Annotated in this window: 15 protein-coding genes; 6 read left to right on the top strand and 9 right to left on the bottom strand. The window is 59.0% G+C overall.

Features of this window, described 5'->3' with window-relative positions:
* Positions 1–90 precede the first annotated feature (90 nt).
* From BMS17_RS01450 to BMS17_RS01440, 3 genes are all read left to right on the top strand, one after another.
* On the top strand, positions 91–2202 hold the full coding sequence (locus BMS17_RS01450) for a PAS domain-containing sensor histidine kinase (protein ID WP_046027471.1): 2112 nt from the start codon (positions 91–93) through the stop codon (positions 2200–2202).
* 157 nt (positions 2203–2359) lie between these two features.
* Entirely contained in the window at positions 2360–2602 is a 243-nt protein-coding gene (locus tag BMS17_RS01445) for a DUF465 domain-containing protein (RefSeq protein WP_046027470.1), read from the top strand.
* 109 nt (positions 2603–2711) lie between these two features.
* Entirely contained in the window at positions 2712–2894 is a 183-nt protein-coding gene (locus BMS17_RS01440; protein WP_046027469.1) for a hypothetical protein, read from the top strand.
* A gap of 117 nt (positions 2895–3011) precedes the next feature.
* Here BMS17_RS01440 and BMS17_RS01435 read toward each other — a convergent pair whose 3' ends face one another.
* The 6 genes from BMS17_RS01435 to BMS17_RS01410 all read right to left on the bottom strand — a co-directional run bounded on the left by BMS17_RS01435 (position 3012) and on the right by BMS17_RS01410 (position 9501).
* Positions 3012–4100, bottom strand: coding sequence for an SMP-30/gluconolactonase/LRE family protein (locus BMS17_RS01435; protein ID WP_046027468.1), 1089 nt, complete (start codon positions 4098–4100; stop codon positions 3012–3014).
* Positions 4097–5242 (bottom strand): SRPBCC family protein, encoded by a 1146-nt coding sequence (locus BMS17_RS01430; RefSeq protein ID WP_077430257.1) that lies wholly within the window; start codon positions 5240–5242, stop codon positions 4097–4099. Before BMS17_RS01430 ends, BMS17_RS01435 begins: the two co-directional genes overlap by 4 nt.
* Positions 5243–5341: 99 nt before the next feature.
* Positions 5342–6205 carry a LysR family transcriptional regulator gene (locus BMS17_RS01425; RefSeq protein WP_046027466.1) on the bottom strand — a complete coding sequence of 288 codons (864 nt, stop codon included), beginning with the start codon at positions 6203–6205 and terminating at the stop codon, positions 5342–5344.
* A 64-nt stretch (positions 6206–6269) separates the two neighbouring features.
* Positions 6270–8117, bottom strand: a complete 1848-nt coding sequence (locus BMS17_RS01420; RefSeq protein ID WP_077432158.1) for an amidohydrolase — start codon at positions 8115–8117, stop codon at positions 6270–6272.
* 294 nt (positions 8118–8411) lie between these two features.
* Positions 8412–8726, bottom strand: a complete 315-nt coding sequence (locus BMS17_RS01415; RefSeq protein ID WP_007976511.1) for an SCP2 sterol-binding domain-containing protein — start codon at positions 8724–8726, stop codon at positions 8412–8414.
* A 64-nt stretch (positions 8727–8790) separates the two neighbouring features.
* Positions 8791–9501, bottom strand: a complete 711-nt coding sequence (locus BMS17_RS01410; RefSeq protein WP_077430256.1) for a histidine phosphatase family protein — start codon at positions 9499–9501, stop codon at positions 8791–8793.
* Between the two features lie 203 nt (positions 9502–9704).
* Here BMS17_RS01410 and sohB point away from each other — a divergent pair, with 203 nt between their 5' ends.
* Together sohB and BMS17_RS01400 are read left to right on the top strand one after the other, a co-directional pair.
* Positions 9705–10727: a protease SohB gene (gene sohB / locus BMS17_RS01405; protein ID WP_046027464.1), complete on the top strand. Its 1023-nt coding sequence runs from the start codon at positions 9705–9707 to the stop codon at positions 10725–10727.
* Between the two features lie 189 nt (positions 10728–10916).
* Positions 10917–14669, top strand: coding sequence for a dermonecrotic toxin domain-containing protein (locus BMS17_RS01400; protein ID WP_077430255.1), 3753 nt, complete (start codon positions 10917–10919; stop codon positions 14667–14669).
* Between the two features lie 52 nt (positions 14670–14721).
* On the opposite strand, the gene BMS17_RS01395 is transcribed toward BMS17_RS01400, so the two are convergent.
* Both BMS17_RS01395 and BMS17_RS01390 read right to left on the bottom strand, forming a co-directional pair.
* On the bottom strand, positions 14722–15216 hold the full coding sequence (locus BMS17_RS01395; RefSeq protein WP_046027462.1) for a DUF934 domain-containing protein: 495 nt from the start codon (positions 15214–15216) through the stop codon (positions 14722–14724).
* Positions 15200–16858 carry a nitrite/sulfite reductase gene (locus tag BMS17_RS01390; protein ID WP_046027461.1) on the bottom strand — a complete coding sequence of 553 codons (1659 nt, stop codon included), beginning with the start codon at positions 16856–16858 and terminating at the stop codon, positions 15200–15202. The genes BMS17_RS01395 and BMS17_RS01390 overlap by 17 nt, the downstream gene beginning before the upstream one ends.
* A gap of 524 nt (positions 16859–17382) precedes the next feature.
* On the opposite strand from BMS17_RS01390, the gene BMS17_RS01385 reads away from it, so the two are divergent.
* Positions 17383–18456, top strand: coding sequence for an ABC transporter substrate-binding protein (locus tag BMS17_RS01385; RefSeq protein ID WP_046027460.1), 1074 nt, complete (start codon positions 17383–17385; stop codon positions 18454–18456).
* On the opposite strand, the gene BMS17_RS01380 is transcribed toward BMS17_RS01385, so the two are convergent.
* On the bottom strand, positions 18453–18671 hold the full coding sequence (locus BMS17_RS01380) for a DUF2970 domain-containing protein (RefSeq protein ID WP_046027459.1): 219 nt from the start codon (positions 18669–18671) through the stop codon (positions 18453–18455). The genes BMS17_RS01385 and BMS17_RS01380 overlap by 4 nt on opposite strands.
* Positions 18672–18771 lie beyond the last annotated feature (100 nt).

Here is an 18771-nt window from a genome sequence, read left to right as displayed (position 1 = left end):
AGGATTTGAATCAGCTATACCTCTATGAAACGAATTGCGTGCGCAATGCTCGAAACAAACGGGTGTCAATGACCGGGATAGAGCCAATCGATGCAGTTTCTAGACGAAAGCCACGGGTGTGCTGGCTGGAACGGTGAAATGGCCGGGCGTATTCGCGCCTTCGACTGGTGCCAGACCGAACTGGGCAGCCTCGACACCTGGCCCGCAAGCCTGTGCAGTTCTGTGCAATTGATGCTGGCTTCACCCCTGCCGATGGTGATGCTGTGGGGCCGCGCCGGGTACATGATCTACAACGATGCCTACTCCCGATTCGCCGGTGGCCGCCATCCCTATCTGTTGGGTTCCCCGGTGGAAATGGGCTGGCCGGAAGTCGCCGAGTTCAATCGGCATGTGGTCAATACCTGCCTGGCGGGCGGCACCTTGTCCTATAGCAATAAAGAACTGGTGTTGCTGCGCGACGGCGTTCCCGAAGACGTCTGGCTGGACCTCTATTACAGCCCGGTGGCCGACGATAGTGGCAAGCCGGCCGGTGTCATGGCGATGGTGGTCGAGACCACGGGACATGTGATGTCCGAACGCCGCCGCCAGACCGCCGAAGATGCCTATCGCGCCGACAACGAACGGGTTCGCCTGGCGCTCAATGCCGGAGCCTTGCTGGGTTCGTTCGTCTGGGACATCAAGGCCAACAAGCTGTCTGGCGACGAGCGCTTTGCCCGCACCTTCTGCTATCCCGCCGATCAGGACCTGAGCAACCTGCCCACGGAGGTTGCCGAAGCGCAGATCCATCCCGACGATCTCGGTTGGGTAAAGGAGCAGGTTAATAAATCGGTAGAAACCGGTGAGTCGTTCAATGCCGAATATCGTGTCCTGCGCCCGGACGGCAGTTACCTGTGGGTGCAGGCGAGCGGCGGTTGCGAGTTCAATGAGCAGGGCGAGCCGTTCCGCTTTCCCGGCGTCTTGATCGACATCCATGAACGCAAGACTGCCGAAGATTCGTTGCTCAGGTTCACGCGTAACCTGGAGCAACGTGTGGCGGATGAAGTCGACGCGCGGCTGGCCGCCGAAGAGCAACTTCGCCAATCACAGAAACTCGAAGCCATCGGCGGTCTCACCGGTGGCGTCGCCCACGACTTCAATAATTTGTTGCAGGTGATCGCCGGCAACCTGCACTTGCTGGCGCGGCATGAACCGGACAATGCCAACGTACAGCGCCGGGTCAATGCCTCGATTGCCGCCGTCGAACGTGGCGCAAAATTGTCTTCGCAATTGCTCGCGTTCGCCCGTCGCCAGCCACTGTCACCCGCGGTGTGCCATCCACGGCAGATTTTCGACGGCCTCGCGGAGCTGTTGCAGCGGGCGTTGGGGGAAACCATTCAGATCAACGTCAGTGCCCCGCAGGATCCCTGGCACATCTTTGTTGATCGCAATCAACTGGAGAACGCCATTCTCAATCTGGCAATCAATGCCCGTGACGCCATGAAAGGTGAGGGGACCATCGGTCTGAGTGCCGAACATATCGTCCTCGACTCAACGTTTTGTGCGGGCAAGGGCATTGTTGCCGGCGACTACGTCTGCGTTTCGGTGACAGACGCCGGTATCGGCATGCCACCGCAGGTGCTTGCCCAGGCCTTCGAGCCGTTTTTCACCACCAAGGCCGATGGCCAGGGAACGGGGCTGGGGTTGAGCATGGTGTTCGGTTTCGTCAAACAGAGCGGCGGGCACATCGAGATTTCCAGCACCGAGGGGCAGGGCACTCGGGTTCAGTTGTATTTCCCACGCAGCCTGCGCCCGTTGCCCAGCGAAACGACGCCGCTTGATGCGCAGCACCGCGGCGGCCATGAAACCATTCTGGTGGTTGAAGACAACGAAGCGGTACGCGCCTCGGCGGTGGAGTTGTTGTGCGAAGAGGGTTACCACGTCTTGACGGCCGCCAACGGCGACCAGGCGATGCAGATCTTGCTGGAGGGGGCGGCCGTGGAGTTGATTTTCACTGACGTGGTCATGCCTGGCCTGATCAAAAGCGCGGACCTGGCCGCGTGGGCCAAAGTGCAAATTCCCCCGGTGGCGGTGTTGTTCGCCTCGGGCCATACCCGCGACATTATCTCGCGCAACCACCTACTCAGCCCCGACACGCATTTGCTGAGCAAGCCCTACGGGCCCCAAGCGCTTACCCGAATGGTTCGCACCGTCCTTAATGGTTGAACTCCTTTGCTCAGGCTTTACCGTATTTGCGACAGGACGACGAACGGGCACCGCTGGTCTGACAGGTGGTCGACAGAACCCGGTATCCGAGGCCATTCTGATAGTTGGTAAGCGCAATTGATCGCGTTTGCTACCGATCATCAAACGGAGGTGTTCCATGCCGGTGTCCCATGACCTGTATCAGGACTTAAAGCTTTCAAAGGAAGAGATCCAGCAAAAACGCACCAAGGATCCGTTACTGGATTCGCTGATCAACAAATATTCCCAGGCGGACGCCGATGTGGTGAAGGCCGAGACCGCGACATCCGATGCGCCCAGCGATGATGTGCTGAAGAAGCTCAAGGAGAAGCGCGTGCAGGTCAAGGACAAGATCGTCGCACAATTGCAGGCGAAGTCCTGAGGCGCCGAATCGAGCCACCGACGACCGGTGACGCAAAATTTGGAACGACGTAAAAACCGGCACCTCGAAAGTCAGTAGTCATCGTTATCGACTCCCTGAGAGGTGCCTTATGACCCGTCCCCCTATCCCCGGCAAAGCCAAATACCCCAGCGAAGAGCAGGGCGGCTATGACCCGATTCCGACGCATCCCCAGCCGTTGAGCCCGAACCGCATCACGACCCATCCGAATGAAGAGGATGACGACACTGCGCGCAAGCACGACGAAACCGCTGACGCCCCAGATTCCGAATAACCCACACAAAACCCTGTGTGAGCCGGGCTTGCCCGCGATGGCGACGGCACTGGCGACATTGATGTATCAGGCTGGCCGCCATCGCGGCCAAGCCCGGCTCCCACATATTGATTTTTGTTATTTCTGGAGGGCAGTGGTGAGCGGCAGTCGCACCATGTTTGTGGCCTTCAGCGAGCCGAAGTACAGCCAGTCCCCATACTCACGCACCGTCGTGATCGGTGAATAGTTACCGCTGCTGGCATCCTGCAGGTTGGCAATCACCTTGCCGTCCAGATCCAGCCCCAGGGCAAAGGCGCGCTTTTCCACCGGTTTAGGCAGCAGCGTCATCGCCCGGACAATCATTTTGCGCACGTGAGGGTGAGGCGCCGTGCGATCGAGCAGCGCATTGCGCGGTGCATAGAGCGCTACCCAGAAGCGGTTCTGGCCGTTGAACGCGAGGTTGTCCGGCAGCCCTGGCAGGTTGTCGATAAACAGGTCATGCGTGCCGGCTTTCGGCCCGGTCAGCCAAAAGCGGCTGATACGGTAGGCGCCAGTTTCGTTGACCAGTACAAAAGCGTCGTCCGGCCCCAGTGTCACACCGTTGGCAAATTCGAGCTTGTCCAGCAGCACGTCGGTTTTCCCGGTCTGAAAGTCATACCGCAGCAAACGGCCGTCACCTCCGTGCTCGATGATCGCCTCGCCATCCTTGCCGTAACCCCAGCGGCTGGAAGCGTCGCTGAAATAGGCGTAATGCCCGGACTTGTCGATGGTCACGTCATCGGTAAAACCAAAAGGCACGCCGCCCGCCGTAGTGGACAGCGGAATCAACCGGCCTTGAGCGTCCAGGGACAGCAGCCCTTTAACGGCGTCCGCGATCACCAGCAAACCATTGGGGTGGCGCGCCAGGCCCAAGGGTCTGCCACCGGTATCGGCCAGCACATTGGTGTCTTTGCCGTCGATGCTCGTACGAATCAACTTACCGTCATGCAAGCCGGTGATCAGCGTATCGCCCTCGAGCAACAGGGCTTCCGGCCCTGCAATGTCGGCCGGACCGACACGCTCCACGCCTTTGAGGCGCTGATTGTCGGCGTAGACGCCGCTGGTAAGGGAAGGGGCCGGTGGCGGGTTCCAAGCGACCGGTTTTACCTTGGTTGGCCACAGCAACAGGAAGGCGCCAAGGGCAATGAGTAACAGCAACAGTCCATGTCGAAACTTGATTCTGCTCACGCGTGGGCTCCGGCGGCGGTCAGCTGTTTTTGCGCCATCTCTCGCAAGGCCAGCATCGATTCGGCGGATTCACGTTCGATGCGCCGTTTGAGCAGCAAGTGATTGGCAATGCGCATTCCGAGGCCGGCGAATTGATAATCCAGCGTGCGGATAAATTGCGTGTCGTCACCGTCCGCTGCGCATTCGTAAGTCACCGTCAGCGACAAGCCGTGATCGCCCTGCGCCCAGGCACTCCAGCGGCGTCCCGGCAGGTATTCGTTGACCTCCCAACTCAAATGCCCGTCGCGACCCCCGGCCCGGATGTCTTCCTCAAACCGCGATCCAGCGTGCAGCGGGCCGGCCGGACCGTCAACCTTGAGGGAAGACGGATGCCACTCCGGCCAACGGGTAACGGTGCTGGCATAGGCGAGCACGTCCATCGGATTTCCAGCGATAGCGATCTGGTGCTGCATGCGGGTCATGGGCGTTCTCGAAAAGGGCAGGGAGGGCTGATCCGGTTCCCAGTAGAGGGTGCCGAACAGGTAATCCATCAGCGGAAACACGATGTTGAAATTGCGCTCCTGCATCAGCTCGCGGCGGTGATGCAGTTCATGCAGGCGGCGCATCTGGCGAATCCACGGCAGACGCGTGATCGGGTTGCCGGGCGGCAAGTGCTCGCAGGCGTGAAACACTTCATAGGTCAGGTAACCCAGGACCAGACAACCGCCGACCAGACCGGCGACGTTGCTGTCGAACTGCGCCAGCAGCCACCAAAGGGGCAGGGTGATGACGACGGTGTGCACCACGATCAGCCAGGCTGGAAACAGGATCACCCGCCAGTCCCGGGCACTGTCATAGGTCATGTGGCCGGGGGCGAAAAAGCTGTGGTGGTCGCCGGCATGGCGGGCGTAGAACATCCGCGCAAAGCGCTTTTTGTGATGGCCCAGATGTCGGTGCACCCCATACACACCGAGGTTGAAAAACAACAGCGTAATCGGCACCGCCAGCCATTCCAGTGGCTTGACCTGATGCACGGTGCTCCAGAATCCGCCGATGGCCAGCAATCCGAACACCAGCACAAAGACGCCGTGCAGCCAGGGGTTGTACAGCGGATGAATGTCGGCGCGATAGCGGCTTCGGAATGCCTGGGTGGTCTGCCTCACTGCGGTCACCTCTGGTTATTGTTATAACCAGCAGATTAGCTGATCTGCCCGCAGAGGCTGGAGCAACCTACAGGACACAAACGCCATGATCCGGTGTGTTCAGGTCAGCGGATTCCAGCGCTGCGACCAGTCTTCATCGGACTGGATCACTTCGCGCAGCAAATCGAATGCCTGTTGCAGGGTTGCCGAGTCACGATCGCGCGAATACACCAGGTAGGTCGGGTAGCTGAACTCCGGGGACTTGGGCACGATTTCCAGTACACCGCTTTCCAGATAGCTCTGGACCACGCGCGTGCGGAAGTAGCCGCTGCCACCGTTTTCCAGGATGTACTGCAAACCGAGCGGGCCGAGGTTGAAGCTCAGGGCGGCTTTGGCTTTTTCCGGCAGGGCCGCATCGTGCTGGCGACGGAAATCCGGGCCCCAGTCGATGTACACGTAGGGATCGGGCTTGCCCGCCAAGCGCACCAGCACCAGTTTTTCTTCCAGTACCTGCTCGACTTGCAGGCGCGGCCAGTACTCTGGCTGATAGACCAGCGCCGCATCGAGCACGCCCAGTTCCAGCTGACGTAGAAGGTTTTCGCCGTCGCGGATTTCCATGCGCAGGGCGTGGCTGGGAATCTTCTCGCGCAGCTCGCCGGCCCAACTGAGCATCAATGGGTTGCACAGACTGACCTCGCCACCGATGTGCAGCACATCGCGGTAGCCTTCAGGCAAGGGCAAGTCCCGGCGCGCCGCTTCCCAGGTTTCGACCAGTTGATTGGCGTACACCACAAAGGCCTCGCCATTGGGCGTCAGGCGCGCGCCGGCGCGGTTGCGCACAAACAGCGTGCTACCGAGCTGGCTTTCAAGTTTCTGCACGCGTGCGGTGATCGCGGTCTGGGTGACATGAAGCTTCTCGGCCGCCGCGGCGAGGCTGCCGTGGCGGACGATTTCCAGAAAGGTGCGGGCGAGATCAATGTCCATGGGGCGGCCGACGGGGAAGGTGCGGCCATTGTAGGTTTACACCTCACCGGTGGCGAGTCTGCGCTTAAAACGCAAAACACGAACAGCCAAACGCTCCCCAGAATCCCTGAAAGTCGCTGACCGGCGCACTCGACAGTCGGGCACGTTCATGGCTATGGGCATGCACTGCACAAGCGCCAACACATTGATGCACTTGCGCCGCCAGCGGTGCCACGGGTTTCCAGTGCCCCGGCACCTTGGTGACGGGTGACCATTCAGGCACCACCGGGATCGGCGGTGGCCCGAGCTTTTCGAACTCCTGGACGCCATACACAATCTTGCCGTCGACAATGGTCAGCACCGACTCGATCCATTTGATCGCTTCATCTTCGATGTGGAAGTAGTCCGCCGACAACGCAATCAGGTCGGCCAATTGCCCGACTTTGATTTGCCCCTTCTTGCCTTGTTCCGAGGAAAACCAGGCGCTGCCGTGGGTAAAGAGCTCAAGTGCCGTATCGCGGCTCAAGCCTTGGGGATACAGCTCCAATCCGCCGACGGTGCGGCCGCTGACCAGCCAATACAGTGAGGTCCACGGGTTGTAGCTCGATACGCGCGTGGCGTCGGTACCCGCGCCGACCGGGATGCCTTCAGCCAGCATGCGTGCAATCGGTGGCGTATGTTCAGCGGCCTTGGCGCCGTAACGGTCGACGAAGTATTCACCCTGGAAGGCCATGCGGTCCTGGATCGCAATGCCGCCGCCCAAGGCTTTTACCCGTTCGATGTTCTGCGGGGTGATGGTTTCCGCATGATCGAAAAACCATGGCAAACCATTGAAAGGAATATCACGATTGACCTTCTCGAATACGTCGAGCATGCGGCTGATGGATTCGTTGTACGTCGCGTGCAGGCGGAACGGCCAACGCTGTTCCACCAGATGCCGGACCACCGGTTCCAGTTCCTGCTCCATGGTTTGCGGTAGATCCGGGCGCGGTTCGAGGAAGTCTTCAAAGTCCGCCGCCGAAAACACCAGCATCTCCCCGGCACCATTGTGCCGCAGGAAATCGTCACCCTGGCCGTAGTGAGAAGTGCTGGTCCAGTTTTTGAAGTCGGTCAGTTCTTCCTTGGGTTTCTGGGTGAACAGGTTGTAAGCGATGCGCACCGTGAGCTGCTGGTCTTTGGCCAGTTGCTGAATGACGTGATAGTCGTCCGGATAATTTTGATAACCGCCGCCCGCGTCGATGGCGCTGGTGACGCCGAGGCGATTGAGTTCGCGCATGAACTGGCGGGTCGAGTTGACCTGATACTCCAGCGGCAGCTTGGGCCCCTTGGCCAGGGTGGAGTAGAGAATCATCGCATTGGGCCGGGCGATCAGCATGCCAGTGGGATAACCGTTGGCATCACGAACAATTTCACCGCCAGGCGGGTTCGGAGTGTCGCGGGTGTAACCGACCACTTTCAGCGCGGCGCGGTTGAGCAGGGCGCGATCGTAGAGGTGCAGGACGAACACAGGTGTGTCCGGCGCCGCTTTGTTCAGTTCATCAATCGTCGGCAGGCGTTTCTCGGCAAACTGAAATTCATTCCAGCCCCCGACCACCCGCACCCATTGCGGCGTGGGGGTGCGATCGGCCTGGTCCTTGAGCATGCGCAAGGCATCGACCAGTGACGGCACGCCTTCCCAGCGCAGTTCGAGGTTGTAATTGAGGCCGCCACGGATCAAGTGCAGGTGCGAGTCATTGAGACCGGGAATCACCGTGCGACCATGCAGGTCGACGATGTGCGTACCGGGGCCTTGCAGGGCCATGGCCTGTGCATCGCTGCCGACCACCACGAAGCGCCCGTCCTTGATTGCGACGGCGCTGGCCTGGGGTTTTTTGCGATCGACGGTGTGCAGGCGTCCGTTGTACAGAATGAGGTCGGCCGGGGCGTCGGGCATGGTTTTACTCCCTGCGAATAACGGGCTGATCCAGGCACCGACAGCGCCTGCCGAAAGGCCTTGCAGTACACGTCGGCGGTTAAAACCGTCAGAGCCGTCAGGCGGGGTCATGGCCGTGCTCCGCGCAATTGGGTCGAGGGGCAATCAGCCGCTGCCTGACGCATGCGGCCACAAGGAATATAGACGGTGAATGTGCAGGTAGCCGTTTTCTCGGGGCGGAAAACGACGAATCCCGCCACAAGGGACGGGATTCGTTGGTAGCGAGACGGGCTCCCGAAGGTCGGGAGCGCAGTCTTAGCTCGGGAACAGCTCGGACAGTTTCATCGCCAGCATCATGTCGCCTTCAGCGCGCAATTTGCCGCCCATGAACGCTTGCATGCCGTCGGTCGAACCGTCAACGATGCCTTCCAGGGTTTCGCCGTCCATGACCAGAGTGACCTGGGCGTCAGGGTTTTCGCCTTCTTGCAGCTCGCAGGTGCTGTTTTTGACGATCAACGAGAAGTTCTTGGTGTCGTCGATGCGGAAACCGAAAACCAGGTCCAGACCGGCAGCAGCGGCTGGGTTGAACTTGGCTTTCATTGCTTGTACGGCATCAGCTACGGAGGTCATGGTTCGATCCTTTCTTGGGTAATTAGAGCTGGGTGATTACAGCCAGGGTCACAATAATCCGGACTCAGCGAAACGTGATGAGTTCCGGGGCCTTCAACAACTGCAGGTGCGCATGACTGTTGAAGGAAGCCAAAGCCACCTCGCGACCACGGAACTTCAAGTGGTTGAGCGAGGTGTTGACGATTTGCCAGTTCAGCTCAAATGCCTGTCTGGCCGGCATTTGTGTAATGAGGTGGAGCAGGGCGGTGATGGTGCCACCGGAGGTAAACACGGCGATTTTCTGGGTGCTGTCGGCGCTTTCCAGGATTCGCTGCAAGCCAGCCTGTACGCGTTCAACGAAGCCCAGCCAGCTTTCCAGGCCCGGTGTGTCATAGGTGCCGGTGAGCCAGCGTTCGATGATCAGGGCAAAGATGCGCTGGAATTCGGCGCGGTTTTGCGCGGCATTGCGCAGGACGTCCAGAGCCTCGGGTTCGTCTTCCAACATGGCCGGCAGCAGCGCGCGAATGACCGCGTCGGCGTCGAACTCGTTGAAGGCGGAATCGATTTCCAGGGTCGGCACCGGCAGGCCCAATGCGGCGTACTGTTCCAGCGCGCTATTGGCAGTGTGCTGCTGACGGCGCAGGTCGCCCGAGAGGCAGCGATCGAAGCTGATACCCAGCTCGGCCAGGTGTTGGCCGAGGATTTCCGCCTGGCGAATACCGGTCGGCGACAGGACGTCATAGTCGTCTGCACCAAAGGAGGCCTGGCCATGTCGAATCAAATAGATACTGCCCACGTCCGCGTCGTCCCGGTACGTTGAAGGTTTGGCGAGGTTATGAGGATGGCGCGGAGCTGTCAATGAAAAAACATACGCTTGTTTGAAATGGCCGTTACGGGCCTGTTACCAGAGGTTGCACGGCTGGTCGCCGGGCTGGCGCATGGGTATGCTGGAGGTATCCCGCGCGTGTTCAAGCCGCGCTTAGTAATGAAGGAGTCACTGTGGAGTTTTTGTCTGAGTACGCCAGTTTTCTGGCCAAGACCGTGACACTGGTGATCGCCATTCTGGTGGTCCTGGCCAGTTTTGCGGCGTTGCGCAGCAAGGGGCGGCGCAAGTCGGCCGGTCATTTGCAAGTCAGCAAGCTCAATGATTTCTATAAAGGGTTGCGCGAACGCCTGGAGCAAACCTTGCTCGACAAGGACCAGCTCAAGGCCCTTCGCAAGTCCCAGTCCAAATCCGAGAAAAAGCAAAAGAAAACCCCCGAGACCAAACAGCGCGTGTTCGTGCTGGATTTCGACGGTGATATCAAAGCGTCGGCCACCGAGAATCTGCGCCACGAAATTACCGCGCTGCTGACCCTTGCCACGCCCAAGGATGAAGTGGTGCTGCGCCTGGAAAGCGGTGGCGGCATGGTTCACAGCTACGGCCTGGCGTCCTCGCAACTGGCGCGCATCCGCAATGCTGGCGTGCCATTGACCATCTGCATCGACAAAGTCGCGGCCAGCGGCGGCTACATGATGGCCTGCATCGGCGAGAAGATCATTAGTGCGCCATTCGCGATTCTCGGCTCCATTGGCGTGGTGGCCCAACTGCCCAACGTCAATCGCCTGCTCAAAAAGCACGACATCGACTTCGAAGTGCTGACCGCCGGTGAATACAAACGCACCCTGACTGTGTTTGGCGAAAACACCGAGAAGGGCCGCGAAAAATTCCAGGAAGACCTGGACATTACCCATCAGTTGTTCAAGAACTTCGTCGCGCGCTATCGCCCGCAACTGGCCATTGATGAAGTGGCCACCGGTGAAATCTGGCTCGGTGTCGCGGCCCTCGACAAACAACTGGTCGACGAACTCAAAACCAGCGATGAATACCTTGCCGAGCGGGCAAAAAATGCGGAGCTCTTTCATCTGCACTATTCCGAGCGCAAAAGTTTGCAAGAGCGCATCGGCATGGCCGCCAGCGGTTCGGTCGATCGTGTTTTGCTGACCTGGTGGAGCCGTTTGACTCAGCAACGCTTTTGGTAATCGACATCCCATCATCGTTTTAAACAAATAAAACCGGGGCTCAAGTCCCGGTTTTTTTTTGGCTTCAGATCCGTGCAAATTCCTTCCTGAGGTGACGAAATCTCCTAAGCCGGCTGTCGACTTGCTCCTGCATCCGATTGATTGAAGGCTGGGTAGGGTGGTGTTCCAAATGATTGCAACGGATTGCACATGACCGACCACCCTGACCAAAACGATGCTGGCCCGAGCCCGTCGCCAATGTTACGAATGCGTGGCGAACTCGCCGCCGCCGTGAACATCGCACTGCCGCAAACCCCTGATCAATTTGGCGCACACTTGATCAAGGAAAAGTGGGGAGCGGACATTGATCCGCAGACAGCCTTGCTGGTTACGCTCGATTACAACTACAAGGGGCATCCTGCCCAGGACGGCATTCAACAGGGGCAAGTGGCACATTCGCAGACGCTGTTACAGGCGCTGCTGTCCAATTATCAGACCGTGGGTGACGGACGTTTCGCGGAAACCGCGTTCGGCCTATACACACCACCGGACATCGGGCCGTCTGTCCGGATCGTGCAGAATGTCGATGAATTCGCTGACCACGGCAGCGGCAATCACCAGACTTATGAAGGCATTTATCGCCAAACAAAGGCGCAAACCTATGGGCCGGCAACGCAAATCCGCTTAAAACCCGCCGACTTCAAACAGTGGGTTTGGGAGCTGGATTTGCCGGGTTTGTACAAGGCCTATCTCGATAAGGCCTGGCCGTCCGACGAGACGCTCTTTGCGCCGAAACCCTATGCGTTGAGGACATCGGTCAAAGCCGCATTTCTCATGTGCGCCTGGCTGCAGCGGCATGAACAACGCCTGAGTGAAAAAGGCCTGGCGCTCGCTTTTCAGGCCGCAGGTTTGCCGGTGGATCAGGCGTGGGAAACGCTGACAATCGAAGCGCTTCGAGCGCCGACCCGAATTCCACCTCGGGTCACGGCCAGCCGATTAACACTCTATCGCTACACCGCAATCGACATCTGGACCTTTCGTGTCGCCGCCAGCCCCCGGGTGTTGATGTACATCCCGGGCAACTCTTCACCCTTGCATGACTTCGCCGACGTTTCGCAGTTGCACCAATGGGTGGTGAAACAGAGCCATGCCGGTGCCACGAAGCAGGCACTGGCTGCCCATTTTGCCGACGATGACCGACAGGACGGCACGTTCCACGCCGGCGTACTGACGGCGCTGGACGGCATGGGGATTTACCCCCGAAAGCACTGGCTGACCAGCAATGCCGGGTTCTTCAACAATGATGGTTATTGGGATCCCGCCGAGTACATCGGTTTCGACGATCAGCCACCCGCGACCGATCCGTTTGCACAGCTGGTTTTGACCATGAAGCAGGCCGCCCGGGAAAGCGTCAAAACCATCCGGGACGACGCGCAAGTCAACCGCGACAATTTGAGCGCGGTTGTCGAACCGGTGGTGCAATGGATAAACCGGTTCGGGCCTTTGGCCCTGTTTGTGCCGGGGGGAGAGGGGTTGTTGGCGCTGGCCGGGCTCATAGACGCCGGTTATGGGCTGGATCAAGCCGTGAACGGTGACACGTCGAGCCAGCGCGAAGAGGGCATCACCCGCACGGTATTTGGCTTGCTCAATGCGCTGCCACTGGCAGGCGCGGGGCGGGATGTCCGAGTTGAAGGCGCAGCGTCCGAGACGCTTTCACGAGGTGAACACATCGTCGTCACCTCGACGCAGGAAAGTGTGGCAGCGCCTTCCGGTCTGTCGCGGCTGGAACTGATCCGCGGCATCGGCCCCTCGGTGGCGTCATTCAGCGATGAAGTCCTGACGCAGATCGGCAAGGTCAGTGCGGTCGATGACGACCTGCTGCGCTTGATACACACCGGTCGGCCCCCGACGCCATTGCTGGCCGACACGATCAGTCGCTTCAAACTCGATCAGGAATTGGTTGGGGCCGGGAAAACCGGGTTATTCAGCAGTCGTTATGCCTCGCTGCAGCAATCGGAGCATGAGTGGGTCCGGCTGTTTCAGCGGGAGTATCCAGGGCTGCCAAAAAGCGCCATTGAGCAAATGCTCGACCGCTACGGCGTAGATGTCCGCAAGGCGCCAGATGCTGTCGAGGTCAGGCAGGTGATCAAGCGTCTGGACAGCAAGACCCGGCAGTATCAACAACATGTCCGGCTCAATCGTGCCTACGAAGGCTTTTACCTTCGCTCGTTCCACAATCCCGAGACAGACACGCTGGCACTGCATTCGCTCCAGCATCTGCCGGGATGGCCCAGAGATCTTCGAATAGACATTCTTGACCGTTCGCCTGCCGGCCAGGTGCTGGATCGCAGTGGTTCGCTCGATGACGCTCACTGTCGAAGCATCATCAGGGATGGAGATCGCTATCAACAGCAAGGCAGGCAATCTGACCTCTACGAGGCGATCCTCGGAGCCCTGTCAGACGACGAACGCTCGTCCCTGCACCTGATATCCGATGACCCCGCCAATGAGCTACGACTCAAGATCGGTGCAGTGGCGCTGCCTCGGTCGCAAACCCTGCTCGGGTTGCAACGCATGGACAGCGGGCTGTCGTTCGAGGCTCGGGGGCTGAGGGGTGGAGGTTATCCGTCGACCTCCCAAGGCACCGCCCTGACCCACGAGATGATGAGGTTGCAACTCATGGATATTTATCCCGACTTCACTGTTGCGCAGGCCGATGAAGCCCTGCAACGAGCGGGTAATGCTGCGCAAGCCTACATCGATGGGTTAAACCAGCAATTACAGCAACTCAACACGGATTTGAGCGGTTGGATAGATCAGGTTCCCCAGGATGTCGATGACATGGACCTTCCTTTTCTGGTTGCTGGCGATGAGGCGGCGCAGGGCTTTAGCCCTGCACAAATCTCGACCTACAACGTCCAGCTGCTGATGGACGAAATGGAGGACGAGCGAACCCTGAGGACGGAACTCTCTGGAGAACTGGTCGCCGTATGGCAAAAGCGTGGTGGCTCCCCAAATACCACGCTGGATATGAACTTTGAAAATTATCACCGATTGCCTGCGTTGAATGTGCGGTTCGACGACGTGACCGAGTTGTTGATGAAGGGCTTCCATCTGACCGAGGAAGACAGCTTGAACGGGTTTCTCGAGGGCTTTCCAAACCTTGAGATATTGAATCTGGAAAACGTGGACTTGCGTCACTACTTCGTGGCGGGAGATACAGGTCACTCGCTGCCGCCCGCCATCGAACAATTGAAACACCTTCGCTCGCTGAACCTGAGTGCTACACAGTTGGTTTTCAGTGAAAGCGCCGCGTCCCGGCTGCGTAACCTGACTCGCCTGCAATCGCTGGACTTGAGCGACAACCCGCTGGGTGTGCCCCCTTTGGTGTTGGGCTTGAACGATCTACGTCAGCTCAACCTGAGAAATACCTACATCAGCCGATGCCCGATCGGTATCAAGGATGAGCCTTATCTGACGTCCCTGGATTTACGTGATAACCAGATCACCCGAGTTCCTCCCGCGGTCATAAACCAGGCGGTTGCAGACGATCGCGTGCTGCTATGGGGGAATCCGCTGACCGACGAAGACACGCTTCGCCGGCTGATCAGTCATCGAGAGGCAACAGGAATCAATTTATGGCTGGGCGCGCCCGGTGCCGACTATGGATCGCCGACAGTATGGCTACGAGACTGTGACGCAGCGTTGCAACAGTCCCGGCTTGCGCTTTGGCAGCAACTGGCGGGCAAGCCTTCTGGCACTCGGTTTTTAGCCGTCATGGACAGATTGAGTCTGACGGCCGACTTTCAAATCAGTTACTTGTCGCTACAGACAAGGGTCTGGCGATTGTTGGAGGAGGCGGGTACTTCGGACGAAATGTGGAGTCGACTAAGTCGCAGCAGCGGGCGGTTCGATCATCCGATGGCAGCTTTCAACGCGCTGGAGGCGCGGGCCAGTCTTTGACTCATTACAGGAAGGAGCCTTGAACCCCTGAAAGGGGTTCAAGGTTTGACCATCAGCGGCGACGGAACAGCGGCAGCGGTTCGTCGGTGGCGGCCTGATAGGTCACCGAGAAGTCCTTGAGACCTTCAAGGGCTTCGTACGGGTCTTTGTCGGGACGAATTGCAAACGCATCAAAACCGCAGCGATGCAGGTAGAACAACTGGTCGCGCAGTACATCACCAATCGCCCGCAGTTCGCCTTTGAAACCGTAACGGTCACGCAGCAGGCGGGCGTTGGAGTAGTTGCGGCCGTCGGTGAACGCCGGGAAGTTCAAGGCGATGACCTTGAACTGCTCCACGTCTTCACCAATTTCTTCGGCTTCTTCATCGGCATCCAGCCAGACGCCCAGGCCGCCATCGCGGGCCTTGAGCATGCGGCTGTGTTCGCGCCACAGCTGCAGGGGGACGATGAGGTCGTCGCAGTTGCTGATCTCGTCGATGTTGAAATCCTTGGGCAGCAGGTGCCAGGTTTCGTCGACGACCTCGTTGTTCTTAATGATTCGCTGCATAGACGCGCTCCTTGAAGAGGTCGATGCCAATACGCTGATAGGTGTCGATGAAACGCTCGTCTTCGGTACGTTGTTCGATGTACACGTCGATCAGTTTTTCGATCACGTCAGGCATGGCTTCCTGGGCAAAGGACGGGCCAAGGATTTTACCCAGGCTGGCGTCACGGCTGGCACTGCCACCAAGGGACACCTGGTAGAACTCTTCGCCTTTCTTGTCCACCCCGAGGATGCCGATGTGGCCGACGTGGTGGTGACCACAGGCGTTCATGCAACCGGAGATGTTCAGGTCCAGTTCACCGATGTCGAACAGGTAGTCCAGGTCGTCGAAGCGGCGCTGGATCGATTCGGCAATCGGAATCGACTTGGCGTTGGCCAGCGAGCAGAAGTCGCCGCCCGGGCAGCAGATGATGTCGGTCAGCAAGCCTATGTTCGGCGTGGCGAAACCTTGCTCGCGCAACTCGCCCCACATCGCGAACAGTCGGGACTGTTCCACGTCGGCCAGAATGATGTTTTGTTCGTGCGAGGTACGCAGCTGACCGAAGCTGTAACGGTCGGCCAGGTCGGCCACAGCGTCGAGCTGCTTGTCGGTGATGTCGCCCGGTGCAACACCGGTTGGCTTCAGTGACAGGGTCACGGCGACATAACCCGGCTTCTTGTGCGCCAGGGTGTTGCGGGTGCGCCAGCGTGCGAAACCAGGGTGTTGCTGGTCGAGTTCGGCCAGTTCGGCGGCCTGGTTGTCCAGGGCCTTGTAGTCCGGGTCGACGAAGTGTTTGGCAACACGATGTACTTCGGCTTCGGTCAGCGTGGTCTGGCCACCGCGAAGGTGTTCCATTTCCGCATCGACTTTCTGTGCGAAGACTTCAGGTGTCAGTGCCTTCACCAGAATCTTGATCCGCGCCTTGTACTTGTTGTCGCGACGGCCATAACGGTTGTAGACCCGCAGGATGGCGTCGAGGTAGCTCAACAGGTCTTGCCACGGCAGGAACTCATTGATGAACGCGCCCACCACCGGCGTACGGCCCAGGCCACCGCCGACCAGCACACGGAAACCCAGCTCGCCAGCGGCGTTGTGTACCGGCTCAAGGCCGATGTCATGGACTTCGATGGCGGCACGGTCGGACGTCGAACCGTTGACAGCGATCTTGAATTTACGCGGCAGGTAGGCAAATTCCGGGTGGAACGTGGTCCACTGACGGACGATCTCGCACCATGGACGCGGATCGATCAATTCATCGGCGGCAACACCGGCGAACTGGTCGGTGGTGACGTTGCGCAGGCAGTTGCCGCTGGTCTGGATCGCGTGCATCTGCACGGTCGCCAGTTCAGCCAGAATGTCTGGAATGTCTTCCACGGCCGGCCAGTTGAACTGAACGTTCTGCCGGGTACTGATGTGGGCATAGCCCTTGTCATAGTCGCGGGCAATCTTGGCCATCATGCGGATCTGACGCGAAGTCAGTTGGCCGTAAGGCACCGCCACTCGCAACATCGGCGCGAATCGCTGGATGTAAAGCCCATTTTGCAGGCGCAGGGGGCGGAACTCTTCTTCGCTCAGCTCGCCTGCCAGATAGCGTCGGGTCTGATCACGGAACTGCTTGACGCGGTCCTCGATGATCCGCTGATCGTATTCGTCGTATACGTACATATAGGTCCTGTTCTCAGGCTTGGGTCGCTCGGATACAGCTGCGTTTTTGTGCTTGCCGGAGTCCGAAAGAGCCTCTGCAATTCTGCGCGCACGGCCGCGCACTCCCCACGGAGCCGGGGCAAGATACCAGTTTGCAGTTATGCGCAAAAGTGATGTTTAAGTATATGTAAAGAACCAAATCGCCTAATGAGAATCGTTGTTGCAAAACCCTTATTTGTGGTGCGGGCAATCGTCGTCTTTACTGTGGTCGAGTCTTTGTGCAATCACCGATAAAACCGACAAGAGGCGATGCAATGAGCAACCCTACCAAAGCTACAAAGCCTGACAGTACGGTCGATGCTTGGGCGATCTTGTTTCTGATCATCCTGGTCGTGGGCACGGCGGTATTCTGGGTCAGTCATCAATAAACGACCCCGTCCGGGCCCCAACCCGACGATTGTCGGACAAAAGCCGTAATAAACCCCGTTTTACGGAACTTCACTGGCTATAATGCGCGGCGGAATTTCCGGGGGCTCGGACGTTAAATGTTGAAGTTTTTCTACACCTTCCTGCTGGCGTTTGGCGCGATTTACGGTCCGACTGCGCGTGCAGAGTCGGTGCTGTTCCTGAGCCCCGGCACCACCCAGGAAGCCTTCTGGATCAGCTACGTTCAATTCATGCAAGCCGCCGCCAAAGACTTGGGCATTGACCTGAAAATTCTGTATGCCCAGCGCATGCCTGAACTCACGGTGGCGCAAGCCCGGCTGGCCCTCCAGGGTCCTGATCGCCCGGACTACCTGGTTTTCGCCAATGAACAGTACGTCGCCCCGCAAATCCTGCGCCTGGCTCAAGGCAGCGGGGTAAAGCTGTTCATGGTTAATGCGTCGCTGACGGCCAATCAGCAGAGCCTGCTGGGTGAGCGTGAGGACCAAGTGGGCAGTCTGGTGCCTAACGACGAGGAGGGCGGTTACCTGATGCTCAAGGAACTGATCCGCCAGCACCCGCGGGCAGTGCCCGGCCAGCCCATCGAGTTGCTGGCGTTCTCGGGTCTGAAAATTACCCCCTCGGCGCAACTGCGCGAGCAAGGGATGATGCGCGCCTTGGCCGAACACCCTGAAGTGCGTTTGCGCCAATTGGTTTACAGCGGCTGGAACCGGGAGCGGGCCTATGAGCAGGCGAAGCTGTTGTTCCGGCGTTACCCCAAGGTATCCCTGGTGTGGTCAGCCAATGACGAGATGGCGTTTGGCGCGATGCAGGCGTTCGAGGAAACCGGTGGAAAACCCGGCAAAGATGCGTTGTTCAGCGCAATCTCTGCGTCTCCCGTCGCGTTGCAGGCGATGATTGACGGTCGTCTGAGCGTGCTGTTGGGCGGTCACTTCACGTTGGGTGGCTGGGCGTTGGTGCAGTTGCATGATTATGACAGGGGCGTCGACCTCGACCGGTACGGCGGCCGTGACCGACAGATACCGTTGTTGCAACTGATCGACAAGGCGCAAGCCAAGCGAATGCTGGCCATGGGGGCAACGCCGGACTACGGCGTGAACTTCCGTCGACTCTCAGCCAAAGGGCGGCCGACGTCCTACCGCTACCCGTTCACCCTGCAAACACTGATGCGCTAGACCCCGGCCAGATGCACCACCAGTTGCACGATGCCGTACAGGATCAGCGCGAACACCGTTGTGAACAAAATCCCCAGAATCACGAAATGACTCGGTTTGCCGTGAGTGAAATCCCGGGCCCGGTTCTTCCCGCTCTGCACCCCGAACGCTGCTGCCATGACGCTGTGCAGCATTTGCCAGAAGGTTGGCGGCTTGTTGTCGACTGGATCGTCCATACATCCCCCGTCATTTATGTTTGAGCCATAAGCATAGACCTACGGCGGACACAAACAACTGTGGGAGCGAGCAGGCTCGCTCCCACAAGGGAATCACTGC

The sequence above is a fragment of the Pseudomonas sp. C9 genome, from assembly GCF_002000165.1.
GTDB lineage: Bacteria > Pseudomonadota > Gammaproteobacteria > Pseudomonadales > Pseudomonadaceae > Aquipseudomonas.
Note: the sequence above shows the minus strand (reverse complement) of the source record. Positions and strands in the feature narration are given on the sequence as shown.

What these genes read in the sequence shown, in the direction of transcription:
- BMS17_RS01425 (WP_046027466.1), bottom strand. Translation starts at nt 6,205, where the DNA reads ATGGACATTGATCTCGCCCGCACCTTTCTGGAAATCGTCCGCCACGGC.
- BMS17_RS01380 (WP_046027459.1), bottom strand. Translation starts at nt 18,671, where the DNA reads ATGGACGATCCAGTCGACAACAAGCCGCCAACCTTCTGGCAAATGCTG.
- BMS17_RS01445 (WP_046027470.1), top strand. Translation starts at nt 2,360, where the DNA reads ATGCCGGTGTCCCATGACCTGTATCAGGACTTAAAGCTTTCAAAGGAA.
- BMS17_RS01415 (WP_007976511.1), bottom strand. Translation starts at nt 8,726, where the DNA reads ATGACCTCCGTAGCTGATGCCGTACAAGCAATGAAAGCCAAGTTCAAC.
- BMS17_RS01390 (WP_046027461.1), bottom strand. Translation starts at nt 16,858, where the DNA reads ATGTACGTATACGACGAATACGATCAGCGGATCATCGAGGACCGCGTC.
- BMS17_RS01385 (WP_046027460.1), top strand. Translation starts at nt 17,383, where the DNA reads ATGTTGAAGTTTTTCTACACCTTCCTGCTGGCGTTTGGCGCGATTTAC.
- BMS17_RS01450 (WP_046027471.1), top strand. Translation starts at nt 91, where the DNA reads ATGCAGTTTCTAGACGAAAGCCACGGGTGTGCTGGCTGGAACGGTGAA.
- BMS17_RS01420 (WP_077432158.1), bottom strand. Translation starts at nt 8,117, where the DNA reads ATGCCCGACGCCCCGGCCGACCTCATTCTGTACAACGGACGCCTGCAC.
- BMS17_RS01395 (WP_046027462.1), bottom strand. Translation starts at nt 15,216, where the DNA reads ATGCAGCGAATCATTAAGAACAACGAGGTCGTCGACGAAACCTGGCAC.
- BMS17_RS01440 (WP_046027469.1), top strand. Translation starts at nt 2,712, where the DNA reads ATGACCCGTCCCCCTATCCCCGGCAAAGCCAAATACCCCAGCGAAGAG.
- BMS17_RS01400 (WP_077430255.1), top strand. Translation starts at nt 10,917, where the DNA reads ATGACCGACCACCCTGACCAAAACGATGCTGGCCCGAGCCCGTCGCCA.